At 47.4% G+C, this 14,949-nt stretch carries 12 protein-coding genes; 8 read left to right on the top strand and 4 right to left on the bottom strand.

The window, feature by feature from the left end; translation table 11 throughout:
* Positions 1–5: 5 nt before the first annotated feature.
* Positions 6–1,091: a radical SAM/SPASM domain-containing protein gene (locus T359_RS0105760; protein ID WP_026516642.1), complete on the bottom strand. Its 1,086-nt coding sequence runs from the start codon at positions 1,089–1,091 to the stop codon at positions 6–8.
* 29 nt (positions 1,092–1,120) lie between these two features.
* Entirely contained in the window at positions 1,121–1,498 is a 378-nt protein-coding gene (locus T359_RS0105755) for a hypothetical protein (RefSeq protein WP_026516641.1), read from the bottom strand.
* Between the two features lie 207 nt (positions 1,499–1,705).
* Here T359_RS0105755 and secA point away from each other — a divergent pair, with 207 nt between their 5' ends.
* Positions 1,706–4,270 (top strand): preprotein translocase subunit SecA, encoded by a 2,565-nt coding sequence (gene secA / locus T359_RS0105750; protein ID WP_026516640.1) that lies wholly within the window; start codon positions 1,706–1,708, stop codon positions 4,268–4,270.
* A 116-nt stretch (positions 4,271–4,386) separates the two neighbouring features.
* On the top strand, positions 4,387–5,529 hold the full coding sequence (prfB, locus tag T359_RS0105745) for a peptide chain release factor 2 (RefSeq protein WP_026516639.1): 1,143 nt from the start codon (positions 4,387–4,389) through the stop codon (positions 5,527–5,529).
* A 69-nt stretch (positions 5,530–5,598) separates the two neighbouring features.
* Here the strand turns inward: prfB and T359_RS21365 are convergent, their stop codons facing one another.
* Positions 5,599–6,681, bottom strand: a complete 1,083-nt coding sequence (locus T359_RS21365) for a GGDEF domain-containing protein (protein WP_026516638.1) — start codon at positions 6,679–6,681, stop codon at positions 5,599–5,601.
* A gap of 160 nt (positions 6,682–6,841) precedes the next feature.
* On the opposite strand from T359_RS21365, the gene T359_RS0105735 reads away from it, so the two are divergent.
* Genes T359_RS0105735 through T359_RS0105725 form a run of 3 tightly spaced genes read left to right on the top strand, consistent with a single transcriptional unit; the run spans position 6,842 to position 10,149 of the window.
* Positions 6,842–7,780, top strand: coding sequence for an AAA family ATPase (locus T359_RS0105735; RefSeq protein ID WP_026516637.1), 939 nt, complete (start codon positions 6,842–6,844; stop codon positions 7,778–7,780).
* On the top strand, positions 7,780–8,901 hold the full coding sequence (locus T359_RS0105730; RefSeq protein ID WP_026516636.1) for a DUF58 domain-containing protein: 1,122 nt from the start codon (positions 7,780–7,782) through the stop codon (positions 8,899–8,901). The genes T359_RS0105735 and T359_RS0105730 overlap by 1 nt, the downstream gene beginning before the upstream one ends.
* Positions 8,902–8,907: 6 nt before the next feature.
* Complete coding sequence (locus tag T359_RS0105725) at positions 8,908–10,149, top strand: hypothetical protein (protein ID WP_155840000.1); 1,242 nt, start codon at positions 8,908–8,910, stop codon at positions 10,147–10,149.
* A 1-nt stretch (position 10,150) separates the two neighbouring features.
* On the opposite strand, the gene T359_RS19470 is transcribed toward T359_RS0105725, so the two are convergent.
* Positions 10,151–11,218 carry a hypothetical protein gene (locus T359_RS19470; protein WP_155839998.1) on the bottom strand — a complete coding sequence of 356 codons (1,068 nt, stop codon included), beginning with the start codon at positions 11,216–11,218 and terminating at the stop codon, positions 10,151–10,153.
* A gap of 167 nt (positions 11,219–11,385) precedes the next feature.
* Here T359_RS19470 and T359_RS0105710 point away from each other — a divergent pair, with 167 nt between their 5' ends.
* From T359_RS0105710 to rfbH, 3 genes are read left to right on the top strand one after another with little or no spacing between them, the layout of a single operon-like run.
* Entirely contained in the window at positions 11,386–12,414 is a 1,029-nt protein-coding gene (locus tag T359_RS0105710; protein WP_026516633.1) for a tetratricopeptide repeat-containing glycosyltransferase family 2 protein, read from the top strand.
* Positions 12,415–12,427: 13 nt separating this feature from the next.
* The gene (gene rfbG / locus T359_RS0105705) at positions 12,428–13,468 is read left to right on the top strand and encodes a CDP-glucose 4,6-dehydratase (protein WP_035783574.1); all 1,041 of its coding nucleotides are present in this window, start codon (positions 12,428–12,430) and stop codon (positions 13,466–13,468) included.
* Positions 13,469–13,488: 20 nt separating this feature from the next.
* Entirely contained in the window at positions 13,489–14,859 is a 1,371-nt protein-coding gene (gene rfbH, locus T359_RS0105700; RefSeq protein WP_026516631.1) for a lipopolysaccharide biosynthesis protein RfbH, read from the top strand.
* The last annotated feature ends 90 nt before the right edge of the window (positions 14,860–14,949 follow it).

The following is a 14,949-nucleotide window of genomic DNA, read 5'->3' as shown; positions in this document are numbered from 1 at the left end:
TATCATCATTTATCAGGAAAGAGCGCATCTGCCAAGCAGAGTCTCTGTGTTCCGGCGGCAAGATCCCAGGTGTGGAAGGCTCCGCCCATGCAGTATTTGCGGCTCTTGCAGTTCTTGCAGTCTTCGTTGTCTGCAGATCTGTCACGGCGGAAAGCCTTGAATTCGTTGGCCCAGATATCGGAGAAGCGTCTTTCGTGGACGTTGCCCTGGATAACCCCGGGCTGAGTTCTGTCGATATCAAGACAGCCGTAAACATCGCCGGTTACTGTAATGCTGGCCACGGTGATGCCTGCCATGCAGAAGAAGTACCAGTCTCTGACTTCTCTTTCATAGTCAAGGCCAAGGTAGTGGCAGCAGCCATAGGTAACGGGATCGTTGTTGGCTCTTTTGTTTCGGATGAATTCCATCAGGGCCTTGTGATCCTCATTTGTAAGAAGAAGCTCAGGATGCTCCAGGGCTCTTCCGATGGGCTCTATGCCCATTACTCGCCAGCTGTCTATATCCACGTCGCAAAGGATCTCGTAGAGAGGTTCCAGTTCGCTGATGGTCTGATGATTCACAACCGTAGTTACCATGATATGCTCAACAAACTGAAGATCGATGAGATTCTGAATTCCCTCCATGGCTCTTTTGTAGGCGCCCTTAAGACCTCTTATCTTGTCGTGGGTCTCGGGAAGGCCGTCGATGCTGACGGAGATGGTGTTCATGCCGCATCTTTTGAGCATCTGTGCAACCTCGGGGGTGATCAGCACCGCGTTGGAGGTCATACCCCATTTAAAGCCCAGCTCATGAGCATAGCTCATGACTTCTTCAAAACCGGGGTATAAAAGTGGCTCTCCTCCTGTAACGTTGATCTGTGGAAGAGAGCCTTTATAATCCTCTTTTAACTGATCCAGTATTTCTTTCCATTCATCGGGGCTCATTTCGCCCATCTTAACATCTCCGCATCTTGATCCGCAGTGCCAGCAGTGCTCGTTGCAGTTGAGGGTGAGCTCAAAGAAAAGCTGCTGCAGAATAGGCTTATCGAAGAACTTGACCCGCACATCATGCTGCAGGTCAAGATGGGATAATTTCATTTTGGTCTTATTCATTATTTTATCCTTAAAACTATTTAGTATGATCACCAGTTGGATGTAGGCGGTCCGTATACGGCGGGAACCTCGGGGATCTTGTAATTATCGGAATCGTCATGCTCTATGAAATATTCATCCTTGGACTCCAGGTTATTGGATGCATCACCGGGGATCTCTTCATAGGTAAGCCCTGATTCTGTGGCAGTTGAGCTTGCTGTTGCAGCAGATGAAGAATTGTTCTGCTGATCTGTGCTCTGCGCTGCTGAAGATTCGGATGAAACATCATCAACTGTTTCGCCGTAGGTGCTGATGGGCTCACGGTAATCTTCCTGTACCGGAGGGCCGTAACCGCAGGCAGCATTGAGAATCATACTTGCAAGACCTGTTGTGGTGGCAATGACCACCTTCTTTGTCATTTTTTTCATATGTAACTCCTCCATAAAGTTAAGTACATAATAAACAAAAGGTCATAGTTTTTCAATTTCTTTTTGTGCATAATAGAAGTAGCTAATTTGCGAGGAAATTACAGGGTAATAGATGGTTGTTGAATATTTTACGCAAATCTGCTAGAATAGTCCCCGTACTTTGACTAAAAATTGGGGAGCTATGCCCCAAATTGGAGAATAGAAGAAATGAGTATTATTGATAAGATTATTGGAACACACAGTGAAAGGGAGCTTAGAAGAATCAGATCAACAGTTGATTCTATCGAGGCTATGAGACCCAAGATGCAGGCTCTTTCAGATGAGGAACTCAGAGGCAAGACTGATGAGTTCAAGAAGAGACTTGCTGACGGCGAGACCCTTGACGACATCATGCCTGAGGCATATGCGGTTGTCAGAGAGGCCGGCAAGAGAGTCCTTGGAATGGAGCACTTCAGAGTACAGCTTATCGGTGGTGTTATTCTTCACCAGGGCCGTATCGCTGAGATGAAAACCGGTGAAGGTAAGACTCTTGTGGCTACACTTCCTTCATATCTTGATGCCCTGGCAGGACAGGGTGTTCACGTTGTAACAGTCAACGATTACCTGGCTAAGCGTGACGCAGAGTGGATGGGTAAGATCCATGAATTCCTTGGTCTTACAGTAGGTGTTGTACTTAACAGCATGACCTCTGAGGAGAGAAAGGCTGCTTACAACTGCGATATCACTTATGTTACCAATAACGAACTGGGCTTTGATTATCTTCGTGATAACATGGCTATTTATAAAGAGCAGTGCGTTCTTCGCGGACTTAACTTTGCCATCATCGATGAGATCGACTCAATCCTTATCGACGAAGCGAGAACCCCTCTTATTATTTCCGGTCAGAGTGACAAGTCAACCAAGCTCTATGAGGCCTGCGACATCCTTGCCAAGCAGATGACAAGAGGTGAGGACCAGGAAGAGCTTACCAAGATGGATGCCATCATGGGTGTCGAGAGAGAAGAGACCGGTGACTTCATCGTCAATGAAAAAGACAAGATCGTCAACCTTACAGAGCAGGGTGTTGCCAAGGTTGAGCGTTTCTTCCGTATAGAGAACCTTGCTGATCCCGAGAACCTTGAGATCCAGCACAACATTATCCTGGCTCTTCGTGCCAACAACCTTATGCAGAGAGACCACGACTACATCGTTAAGGATGATGAGGTCCTTATCGTAGACGAGTTCACCGGACGTATCATGCCGGGACGTCGTTATTCAGACGGTCTCCACCAGGCTATCGAGGCCAAGGAGCATGTTAAGGTTAAGAGAGAGTCCAAGACTCTTGCTACCATCACTTTCCAGAACTTCTTCAACAAGTTCGAGAAGAAGTGCGGTATGACAGGTACAGCCCTTACCGAGGAGAGAGAGTTCCGTGATATCTACGGACTGGACGTTATCGAGATTCCTACCAACGAGCCTGTAATCAGAATCGATCATCAGGACGCTGTTTATAAGACCAAGAAAGAGAAGCTCAATGCTATCTGCGATGCAGTAGTAGAGTCCCATGAGAAGGGACAGCCTGTTCTTGTTGGTACCATCACCATCGAGTCCTCTGAGGAGATAAGTAAGCTCCTTAAAAAGAGAGGAATCCAGCACCAGGTACTGAATGCCAAGTTCCATGAGATGGAGGCTGAGATCGTAGCTGAGGCAGGAAGAAAGGGTGCTGTTACCATCGCCACCAACATGGCAGGTCGTGGTACCGATATCAAGCTTGACGAGGAAGCAAGAGCAGCCGGCGGTCTTAAGATCATCGGTACTGAGAGACATGAGTCCAGACGTATTGATAACCAGCTCCGTGGACGTTCAGGACGTCAGGGAGATCCCGGTGAATCCAAGTTCTACCTTTCACTGGAAGATAACCTTATGAGACTCTTTGGTTCAGAGAGACTTATTGCGATGTTCAATGCCCTGAAGATTCCGGATGGACAGGAGATTGAGCACTCATCACTTTCCAAGGCCATTGAGTCAGCTCAGAAGAAGATCGAGTCCAACAACTACGGAATCAGAAAGAACCTTCTTGAGTACGACCAGGTTAACAACGAGCAGAGAGAGATCATTTACGCAGAGCGTAAGAGAGTTCTTGACGGAGACTCCATGCGTGATTCCATCTACAAGATGATCACAGATATCGTAGAGGCTTCCGTAGAGACCGTTGTAGGAGAAGAGAACGATTCCGATAACTGGAACCTCCAGGAACTCAATGAGCTCCTTTTACCTACCATTCCTCTTAAGAAGATCACAAGAGGACGTATTGATAAGCTCACCAAGTCAGGACTTACCCAGCAGCTCAAGGAAGAGGCTGTTAAGCTCTATGAGGCAAAAGAGGCTGAGTTCCCTGAGCCTGAGACCATAAGAGAGATCGAGCGTGTCATCCTTCTGAAGGTTATCGACAGAAAGTGGATGGATCACATCGACGATATGGATCAGCTCCGTCAGGGTATCGGACTTCAGGCTTACGGTCAGAGAGATCCTAAGGTTGAGTACAAGCTTTCAGGTTATGAGATGTTCGACGAAATGGCTAAGAACATCAAGGAAGATACAGTAAGACTTCTGTTCCACGTTCACATCGAAGAGAAGGTTGAGCGTGAGCAGGTTGCCAAGGTTACAGGAACCAACAAGGATGACACAGTTGCCAAGGCTCCCGTTAAGAGAGTTGAAGCCAAGGTTTATCCTAATGATCCATGCCCATGCGGAAGCGGCAAGAAGTACAAGAACTGCCACGGCAGGGCATAAGTGAGCGATATATGGAATGAGCAAGCAAAAGATTTCGTGCTCGCACGGAATCTTTTGCTTGTGAAATGACATAACGGACATGAGGAAGTAGCTTATTTAGAAAGAGAGTAGTAGAAATGGTAATTTTAGATCAGATGAAGGTTGAGATCCAGAACCTTAAGGGAACCCTTGATGAAGTAACGGCGTCTCTTGACCTTAACACTAAGAAAAAGATAATCGAAGAGCTCTCCCGTGAGATGGAGGAGCCCAATTTCTGGGACAATGCAGAGAAGGCCAACAAGAAGACCAAGGACCTTAAGAACATGCAGGACCTTGTTGAGAATATTGAGAAGCTCAACAATCAGTACGGAGATATCATCGACCTTATCGATATGCAGAACGCTGAGGGTGTTGATGATGACGATATGGCAGCAGAGATCAGATCAGAGCTTGATGATTTCGAGACAACCCTTGAGAATATCCGTATCAGCAACCTTCTTAACCAGCCCTATGACAAATATGACGTAATCCTCAGACTTAATGCCGGTGCAGGCGGAACAGAGGCCTGTGACTGGGCTAGCATGCTTTATCGTATGTATACCAGATGGGCAGAGAGAAAGGGCTTCACCACTGAGGTTCTTGACCTTCTTGACGGTGACGAAGCAGGAATCAAGTCAGTTACTTTCCAGATCACAGGAACCAACGCATACGGACTTCTTAAGTCAGAGCACGGTGTACACAGACTTGTACGTATCAGCCCCTTCAATGCACAGGCTAAGAGACAGACTTCATTCGTATCCTGTGACGTAATGCCTGATATCGAGGAGGATGTTGATATCGACATCAATCCCGATGACCTCAGAATCGATACCTATCGTTCCAGTGGTGCCGGCGGACAGCACATCAACAAGACTTCATCCGCTGTACGTATCACACATATTCCTACCGGTGTTGTAGTTGCCTGCCAGAATGAGCGTTCACAGTTCCAGAACAAGGACAAGGCTATGCAGATGCTGAAGGCCAAGCTCTTTATCATGAAGCAGGAAGAGCAGGCTGCAAAGCTTGCAGGCATCAGAGGCGAAGTTATGGATAATGCCTGGGGAAGCCAGATCAGATCCTATGTCCTTCAGCCTTATACTATGGTTAACGACACCCGTACAGGCTTCAAGGCATCCAATGCTGACGGCGTACTGGACGGAGAGCTTGATCCATTCATCAACGCATACCTCAAGTGGTTGGCTACAGGTGGTAAGCCTGTTGGAGATACTTCCGAGGAATAATTTAAATCAAAAATATAGCCTGAAAGAAATTCATTTGACGAGTTTCTTTCAGGCTTTTTTATTTGCTTTTTAATATACCACAACCTTGTTTCTGCCGGTGTTCTTGGCCTTGTACAGGGCGGCGTCCACATTCTGGATGGTCTTACTGAAGTCCCCGGTGTATCTTGAGACGCCCACGGAAACAGTGATGGGAACCGGGGTGTCCGGTGCGGATTCGATGTCCCGTCTGAACTGCTCCATTCTGGCGCAGGCGTTGTTGACGTCACAGTTTTTCAGGATGATAACAAATTCCTCGCCGCCGTATCTGATGACGAAGTCGTTGTCGTGGGTCTCATTTGACAGCTTCTGACCTATATACAAAAGTGTCAGATCCCCGGTGTAATGGCCGTGCTCATCATTTACCTGCTTGAAGTAATCGATGTCCATCATGGCTATGGCCACGGGGCCGCTTATATCCTTCAGGGCGTTCTGGGTGATTATCCTCTCCAGAAGATGTCTGTTATAGACCTGGGTCAGAGGGTCGGTGACCATGGCCAGTTCCAGTTTTTGCATTATACGATAATGATCCAGGTAAAAGAGGGTCATAAGGCACTCCGTCACCAGAATTCCTATGGCGCAGGTGGCCTGAAGGACTAGGATCACCGGAAGACCTTCGTAATGGATGAACTGGTCTGAAATGAGTATTTCCAGGAAAAAAGCGATCTGGGAGAGCAGTGATTCCGAGGGCCTTGCAACGAAGCCAACTATCATCAGCATCAGGTTCATGATAATAAGGCCTTCGCTGGAGTGGATCTGGTCATCCAGGTTGTAGATGGCCCAGATGGCGGTGATGATAATGGAATGGACCAGAAAATGATCCATAAAAACAGTCAATGCTCTTTTTCTGGAGTAATGGGTGACAACAAGAAAAAGCGCAATGGCGATAATGACCGATAAACGCGGAAGCAGAGTAGGAGTGACGGAACGATTGATAAGATAATCCGGCAAAATATATCCTACGGAAAAAATAGAAGCCAGAACCATGCAGACTGCTGCAAAGTTCTGGTAATAGTCACATTTAGACTGATAAAAATCAGCTTTTTCATCAGCATTCATGCTGCGATAATCAGTATAGAGTTCTTTAAGTGTCTTAGCACCAGTAAAAAGATTCATTGTGAATTCCCCCTCACCATTGTACATGTTTTTACGAAATAACGAAAGCATCTTTTAAATATTCAATAAACATGCCGTGAATTCAAAAAGAAGGTGGATGTTTTGAAAAAAATAGCGCAAAATAAGGTAGATAGAGCTTCTTTTCTGAACGGAGGGCAACATGAGCAAGGTATTAGACATAAAAGAGAATATATCAAAGGTGATAATCGGCAAGGATGAAACTGTGACACTGGTGCTGACTGCGCTTTTGGCGGGCGGACACGTGCTTTTGGAGGACGTTCCGGGAACAGGTAAGACCATGCTGGCCAAGTCTGTGGCCAGGTCCATAGATGCGAAATATAACAGGATTCAGTTTACTCCCGATCTTCTTCCTTCGGATATTACTGGACTTAACGTATATCAGGCGGGAAAGGGCGAGTTCGTCTTTAATCCCGGTCCGGTATTTTGCAATATACTTCTTGCGGATGAGATAAACAGGGCAACACCAAGGACCCAGGCGGGACTTCTGGAGTGTATGGAGGAGAGACAGGTCACCATTGACGGCGTTACAAGGCAGCTTTCCGAGCCCTTTTTTGTAATAGCAACCCAGAACCCAATAGAGACCAGCGGAACCTTCCCACTTCCCGAGGCGCAGCTGGACAGATTTGTCATGAAGCTGTCCATGGGACTTCCGGAGAAAAATGAAGAGGTGGGGATTCTGGAGCGTTTTCTCGGGGAGAAGAAAAATGCGCTGTTGGAGAGCCTTGGGGCCGTAGCAACCATGGAAGATATCGAAGAGATGAAAAAGCAGGTGCTGAAGGTTCAGGTTCATCCCCAGATCAGGGAATATATAGCCGACATCGTGGTGGCCACAAGAAAGAGAGAGGACGTGGCCCAGGGCGTCAGCCCCAGAGGAAGCCTTGCCCTTATGAACTGTGCCCAGGCCTACAGCTTTGTTCAGGGAAGGGACTATGTGGTTCCGGAGGATGTGAAGAAGCTGGCGGTGCCGGTATTGGCCCACAGGCTTTATATGGGAAACAGCTACGGCGCTGTGAAGAGCGGCAAAGAGATCATAGAAGAGATTATTAGCGAGGTCACTGTACCTACAGAGGAATTCTGATGCCAATCATACTGATACCGATAATTCTTTTTCTGCTATATCAGGTGGAGAGATGGGTGTTCGGAAGATACTGGGAAAGAAACCTTGAGGTGGAGCTAAAGTTTGACAAAAATGCCGTGGTGGAGGGTGAAAAGGCCTCTCTGACGGAGGTTGTTACCAACAGGAATTTCATTCCGCTCCATATCCTGCAGGTGAATTTCCAGACGGATACGGGACTTGTGTTTGAGGATGAGACCAATTCCTCCATAACCGACAGGGTAAATGTTATAGATGTGTTCAGCCTCAGGTTCTATTCCAGGATCACCAGAAGGCTCCCTATGGCATGTCCCAGGAGAGGATATTACAGTATTCTCCAGACCAGCCTTAACGCTTCGGACTTTTTCAGCCCGGATATCCATTATGCCCTTAGAAAGCAGAGAACAAGTTTATATGTATATCCAAGGCTTATCCCCTTTGCGAAGATAGAGCCCCTCTTGCAGCAGCTCTGCGGACAGGCTGTCACAAGAAGGATCCTCTACGAGGACAATTTTACCTTCAGGGGCATAAGGGAATATGTGCCCACGGATCCCATGGGAAACATCAACTGGAAGGCCACCGCCAGAACCGGCCAGGTCAAGGTCAATATCCATGACTATACTGCGAGTCCTGAGGTCACCCTGGTGCTTAATGTGGAGCCTCCCAGAATCCTCTTTGAGACGGAGCTTTTGGAGGACAGCATAAGAATCTGCATGTCCCTGGCGGAGGGACTTATCCGTGAGGGAGTGCCCGTATCTCTTTTGACCAACGGAAAGGACAAGGTCACGGGAGAAACTGTGATGCTCTCATCGGGAGCTTCTGGGGACCATATCACCAGCTTTTTGAGGGCTCTTGCCAGGATCGACCTGAGTAAAGAGACGGAGGATATGAGCGGACTTATGGAGCATTTTCTCAAAAGAGAAGAGAATGAGAGGACCACATACTGCTTTATTTCCACCAGCCGAAGAGACAGCGCGGAGCTTGCTGCCGGCAGTATCTGCGATAAAAAGGGAGGTCTTTTGTGGATATGTCCTTTGACCAGGGATATGGAAAGTGAGGCTCCCGGGGATAAAAGGATAGATTTCAGAGTGTTTATTCACGAGTGAGAAGCTATGCAAAAGAAACTGGAGATAATTCGAATCATAAATAACATGATGCTGGTATACATGATCGCCGGCGTCCTGTTCATATGTGCGGGGATGGAGCCGGATTCGGCGCTGTTTGCGGGAAACCTGCTTCTGGTGGTGTTTGTTGCGATCAGCGAGGCGGTTCAGTATCTCTGCCCAAAGCTTGTGATGTTCCTGGCGGGGCATATTTTCGGCATTGCCTTCTGCACCTTTCTTTCGGTGGTGTCCGGGACTCAGCACCTGGGATTTACCATAGTCAGGGTGTTCTTTATGATCGTCATGACTATAATTGCCATAAACATCAAGCTGGGAAACGGAGTATATTTTTATCCAACGATACCGGAGGCCTTTGCTTTTGTGTCACTGATGATCCCCTGCAAGCTGGCGAAGGCCGGGAAGGCAGAGCTGCTGGTGCTTTTATGTGAGATGCTCTGGGGCGTACTGGCGGTGCTTTTCTACAATACAAGACAGACTGCTTCCGCCATGTCGGTGTTCAAGGAAAGGGCCAGGGTCCCCTACAATTCCATCCTTAGGACCAACAGGCTGATGCTGGGGGTGTACCTGGGGATAACCTTTGTTTTCATGTTTATCTGCACGCTTCTGGACTACGGAAAACAGATAATGGATGTGGTGGGAGGAGCCCTGGTGCGGTTTCTCAGATGGCTCTTTTCCCATTTCAATTATTTTATTGATGATGAGGAATACATGCCCTCGGCGCCGGAGCAGCAGATGGGACAGAACTTTGTTCCCATGGGGGAGGACGATTCCCTTCTTCGTATCTTCTGGGATGTGCTGTTCTGGACGGTGACGGTGGTCGTGAGCATAGGCTTTATCTACCTGATCTTCAGGGCGATTCAGCTGTTCATAAAGTATTTTAACGAGAGGCAGATAGGAATCAGGGACAGGCTCTCCAGGGATAAGGTGGAGTATCTCAATCCTGTTTTTGATGAGAAAAGACCCGGGAGAGAGGGGAAAAAGAACCGCATTCCCCTGGCCAACAGACTTACGGCCCGAGGCCAGATAAGGCTTTTGTACAAGAGGTTTGTGAAGGCGGGAGCAGGTTTTGACAATGTGAAAAACAGTGATACTCCCGAAGAGCAGCTATGGGCGGCCCGAGGTGAGGAAGCCCTTGGGGGAGGCATCAGAGAATTATATGAAAAAGCCAGATACAGCAGTGCGGAAGTTTCTGCGGAAGATGTAAAGAATATGAGAAAAATGTCACGGTAGTTTAATAAACTGCCGTGACATTTGTTATATTGCCATTATTATCTGTTTCGAAATTCCATACGGAGTGGCCCTTTAAGCGGTGCTCTGTGAGGTAGTAGCTTCCCTCCACCTCTGAGATGTAATAGGGTGTTCCGCCCCCTACAAAATAGGTGGAATAGATATCCTCGTAGCTTCCCTTGGAAAGGTCCTTCAGATCCCCGGTTCTGATTATGGTGGCGTGGTCCTGATTTCCGCTGAGGTCAGTGGAAGTTGTTATGTAGTAATAATCTTTGATCCTTGTTATCTGAGCCATTCCCGCAAGATTGTCGGGGATGTCGTAGGTCTCCTTTATACTGAGATCCTCCAGGCTGCATCTGTAGATCTTGGCAGCGGTGCCTGAGGGTGAAACTCCGGAAACAAAGTAAATGTCCCCGTCTATGATTGAGAAGGATCTTACGTAAATGCCGTCCAGCTGGGAGATCTTCCTGATCTCTGTCAGGCAGATTCTGGTGGAATCTGCTGTGTGTCTGAAGCAGTACAGCTCCCCGGTGACGGAGCTCCATACATAAAAGGTGTCCGTGGTCTTGTCATATACGGTGTAATGAGGCCTTGTGCCCACGTTGTAAATGGACTGGGTGTTCACGAACTTGTCATCGAATTTCTCAAAAATAAGAATTCTGTTATTCTCGGTATCATCAGCCATATAGACCTTGCCGTCGCTGGCCAGGGTATGGGGCTGTGTCATATCCGATGACATGATGTACCACTGATCCAGGGGAATCCCCATCTCTTTACTATAGATTATCCTGTTGTGATAGCAGTCCACGATAAAATATGTATCATCTACCTTGGTCACGAAAGTAGGGACGCTCAGCTCTTTGTCGAAGTTTTTTATGGGTTCATAAGTCTTAGCAAACTCCTCCGGATTCTCGCCACCCACAGTGACGGTGGAAATCTCCACATAGTTCTCGCCATCATAGGGGGCGACAACTGGCGCTTCATTATTTGCGGTATTATTGCTGCAGCCGGCTAGTCCAAAAGCCAGTAAAAAGGAGACCGCAGATATTAAGTATCTTCTAAATAGTTTCATTGTTCTGTGCTTTATTTTTTTCCTTCTGTTTTATGAAATCCAACCAGTCTATTGTATTCTCAAACAGCCCAAATTTCCAGCCCCGGGAACTCAACACACTACCGGATATCACATGGTTGAAAAAATGCACATAAAACGATAACATTAATATATGCGGAGGTAGCAAAATGGTTACGATTAGTCTGTGCATGATTGTAAAAAATGAAGAAGCCAGCCTTGGAACCTGTCTCAAGAGTCTTCAGGGCATAGTTGACGAGATGATCGTTGTTGATACCGGCTCCACGGACAGGACCAAAGAGATAGCCAAAGAGTTCGGTGCGTCGGTTTACGATTTTGAATGGACCGGCGATTTCAGCGAGGCCAGGAACTACTCTTTTTCCCTGGCAAAATGCGACTATATCTATCAGGCCGATGCGGATGAAGAACTGGACGAGGAGAATCGCCAGAGATTTATGAAGCTCAAGGAGGACATCCATGAGCTCAACATTGATATTGTCCAGATGTACTACAGTAACCAGCTTTCTTATAACACTGTCTATAATTATGACAGAGAGTTAAGACCCAAGCTCTTTAAGAGAGTCAGACATTTTAAGTGGGTTGATCCTATCCACGAGCAGGTTTCTCTTGATCCTGTAATATGCAACAGTGATGTGGAGATCATCCACAGACCAAAGGAGAACCACGCACCCAGGGATCTTGCCGCCTTCAGAAAGGCTGTTGCAGACGGAAGACCATTTTCCAACAGACTCCTTGGAATGTATGCCAGAGAGCTGTTTTTGGGCGGTGCTGATGATGACTTTATCAAGGCAAAAGAGTTTTTTGCCGCCGCAGTTAAGGACAACAACAGAGGCCTTGATGAGATCAAGCAGGCCTGCTGTGTTCTTGCCCATGCAGCTGTCCTTGAAAACGATGCGGAGACCCTTCTTCGCTACACTCTCAAGGATGCCATAACCGAGATGAGCAGTGAGATGTGCTACGAGCTCGGAGATTTTTATTACAAGAAAAAAGATCTGGACGAGGCCATAGTATGGTATTTTAATGCCGCCTATGAGTGCCAGAGCATTCTGGATATAAAGAAGAGCCGTGAGCTTCCAAGGCTTGCCCTCGCCAAATGCTACAGAGAGCTTGGCAACGAGGAACAGGCAGTGGACTACGAGCGCGAGGCTCAGGACGTTATAGATAATTACAGCGAATAGTTATGGAGTTACAATGCTTGATTTTTACAGGAACAAAAGAGTTTTAATAACCGGACATACGGGATTTAAGGGCGCCTGGCTTTGCAATATACTTGTAATGGCAGGCGCTGAAGTTTATGGTTATGCTTTAGAGCCCCAGGGTGAGGACAACCTCTATGACATATCCGGTGTGGATAAAAAGATCACCTCCTGCATAGGAGATATCCGTGATTATGACAGATTAAAGAGCTTTTTTGACAAGGCGCAGCCCCAGATCGTGGTGCATCTGGCAGCTCAGCCCATTGTTCGTGAGAGCTACAAGGATCCCCGTTATACCTATGAGACCAATGTGATGGGGACCGTGAACATCTGCGAATGTGTAAGAAACAGCAGCTGTGTTCGCTCTTTCTTAAATGTGACCACCGACAAGGTTTATCAGAACAACGAGTGGGAATGGGGCTACAGGGAGGATGAGAAGCTTGACGGCTACGACCCTTACTCCAACAGTAAGTCCTGCTCGGAGCTGGTGACACATTCTTATATCAATTCCTTTTTTAACGACATGAATATCTCGGTTTCCACTGCCAGAGCCGGAAATGTTATTGGCGGCGGAGACTTTGCCGTGGACAGGATAGTTCCCGACTGCGTAAGAGCGGCCAGAGATCACAAGAATCTGGTGCTGAGGAACCCTGCTTCCACAAGGCCCTTCCAGCATGTGCTTGAGGCTCTTTCCGCATATCTTCTTTTGTGCGAAAAGCAGTACGAGGACAGGGAATATGCGGGATTTTACAACGTGGGTCCCAATGAGAGCGACGCCGTTACCGCAGGAAAGCTGGCCCGGATCTTCAAGGAAAAGTGGGGAGAGGGCTTTGATTTTGAGGAAAAGAGCGACGGAGGCCCCCACGAGGCCAATTATCTGAAGCTTGACTGCTCCAAGATTAAGAAAAAACTGGGATGGGCTCCAAAGTGGGATATAGACATGGCCATTGATAAGACCGTGGAGTGGACCAGGACGTTTTTTGCCGGCAATGCCAATGAGTGCATGGAAAGGCAGATTCGGGACTATTTTTCATAAAAAAGATTGAAGGAAATAAAATGGGAAATTTTGATAATATGGCGCAGGATGCTGCCAGAGAAGAGATAAAAAAGCTTACAAAAGAGTATTATGAGAAGTTTTTAAAGACAGATAAAAATGAATTTAAGGAAGGGGACAGGATTCCCTATGCCGGAAGAGTTTTTGACGACAAAGAGGTTGTGAACCTGGTGGATTCCGCCCTGGATTTCTGGCTTACAGCAGGCAGATATACAGATGAGTTTGAGAAAAAGTTTGCGGATATGCTGGGAGTTAAGTTCGCAAGCCTTGTAAATAGCGGATCTTCCGCCAATCTCATCGCCTTTATGGCCCTTACATCACCTCTTCTTGGGGACAGGCAGATAAAAAGAGGGGATGAGGTGATAACTGTTGCCTGCGGATTCCCCACCACTGTGGCGCCTATCATGCAGTACGGCGCTGTGCCGGTGTTTGTCGACGTATCGCTCCCGGGCTATAACATCGATGTCACAGGACTTGAAGAGGCTCTTTCTCCTAAGACCAAGGCTGTTATGATCGCTCATACTCTGGGCAATCCCTTTGATCTTAAGACGGTGAAAAAGTTCTGCGAGGACCACAATCTGTGGCTTGTGGAGGACAACTGCGACGCCCTGGGATCCCGGTATGAGATCGACGGGGAATGTAAATATACAGGAACCTGGGGAGATATCGGAACTTCCAGTTTTTATCCCCCTCACCATATCACCATGGGTGAAGGTGGCTGTGTGTACACCGACAACCCGCTTCTTCACAGAATCGTCAGGAGCTTCAGGGACTGGGGCCGCGACTGCATCTGCCCTCCCGGAAAAGACAATTTCTGCGGAAGAAGATTTGAGGGAACCTTCGGCCAGCTTCCTGCAGGCTATGATCATAAATATGTCTACAGCCATCTGGGCTACAATCTCAAGGCTACAGATATGCAGGCCGCTGTGGGAGTGGCACAGCTTGATAAGCTGGCATCCTTCGTTGAGGCCAGAAGAAAGAACTGGAACCGGCTTTGGGATGACCTGAAGGACCTGTCAGATGTCCTTATTTTACCTGAGGCCCAGGAGGGCAGCATTCCTTCCTGGTTCGGATTTATCCTCTGTGTAAAGGATGGAGCCAAGGACCTTCAGGGTAATGACATCACCAGAAATGCCATAACAGGGGCCCTGGAAGCTCATAATATTCAGACAAGGCTTCTTTTTAGCGGAAATATCATAAAGCATCCATGCTTCGATGAGTACCGTGATACCGATGCCTACAGAGTCTGCGGGGGACTTTCCGTAACCGATAAGGTCATGAAGGATGCCTTTTGGATCGGTGTTTACCCCGGACTTTCCGATGAAAAGATCGATTTTTGTGCTTCTGTTATCAAAAAAGCCTGCGGAAGATAAAAATTTCAAAATCAGATATAAAGGTTACAGCCTCTTTTGCCGATAAACAAATTGAGATACCAGGTTTTTTTCTCAAATTGTGCAAAGGAG

This window comes from Butyrivibrio sp. MC2021, assembly GCF_000621605.1.
GTDB lineage: Bacteria > Bacillota > Clostridia > Lachnospirales > Lachnospiraceae > Butyrivibrio.
The sequence above is the reverse complement of the archived record's forward strand: the minus strand, read 5'-3'. Positions and strand labels throughout refer to the sequence as shown.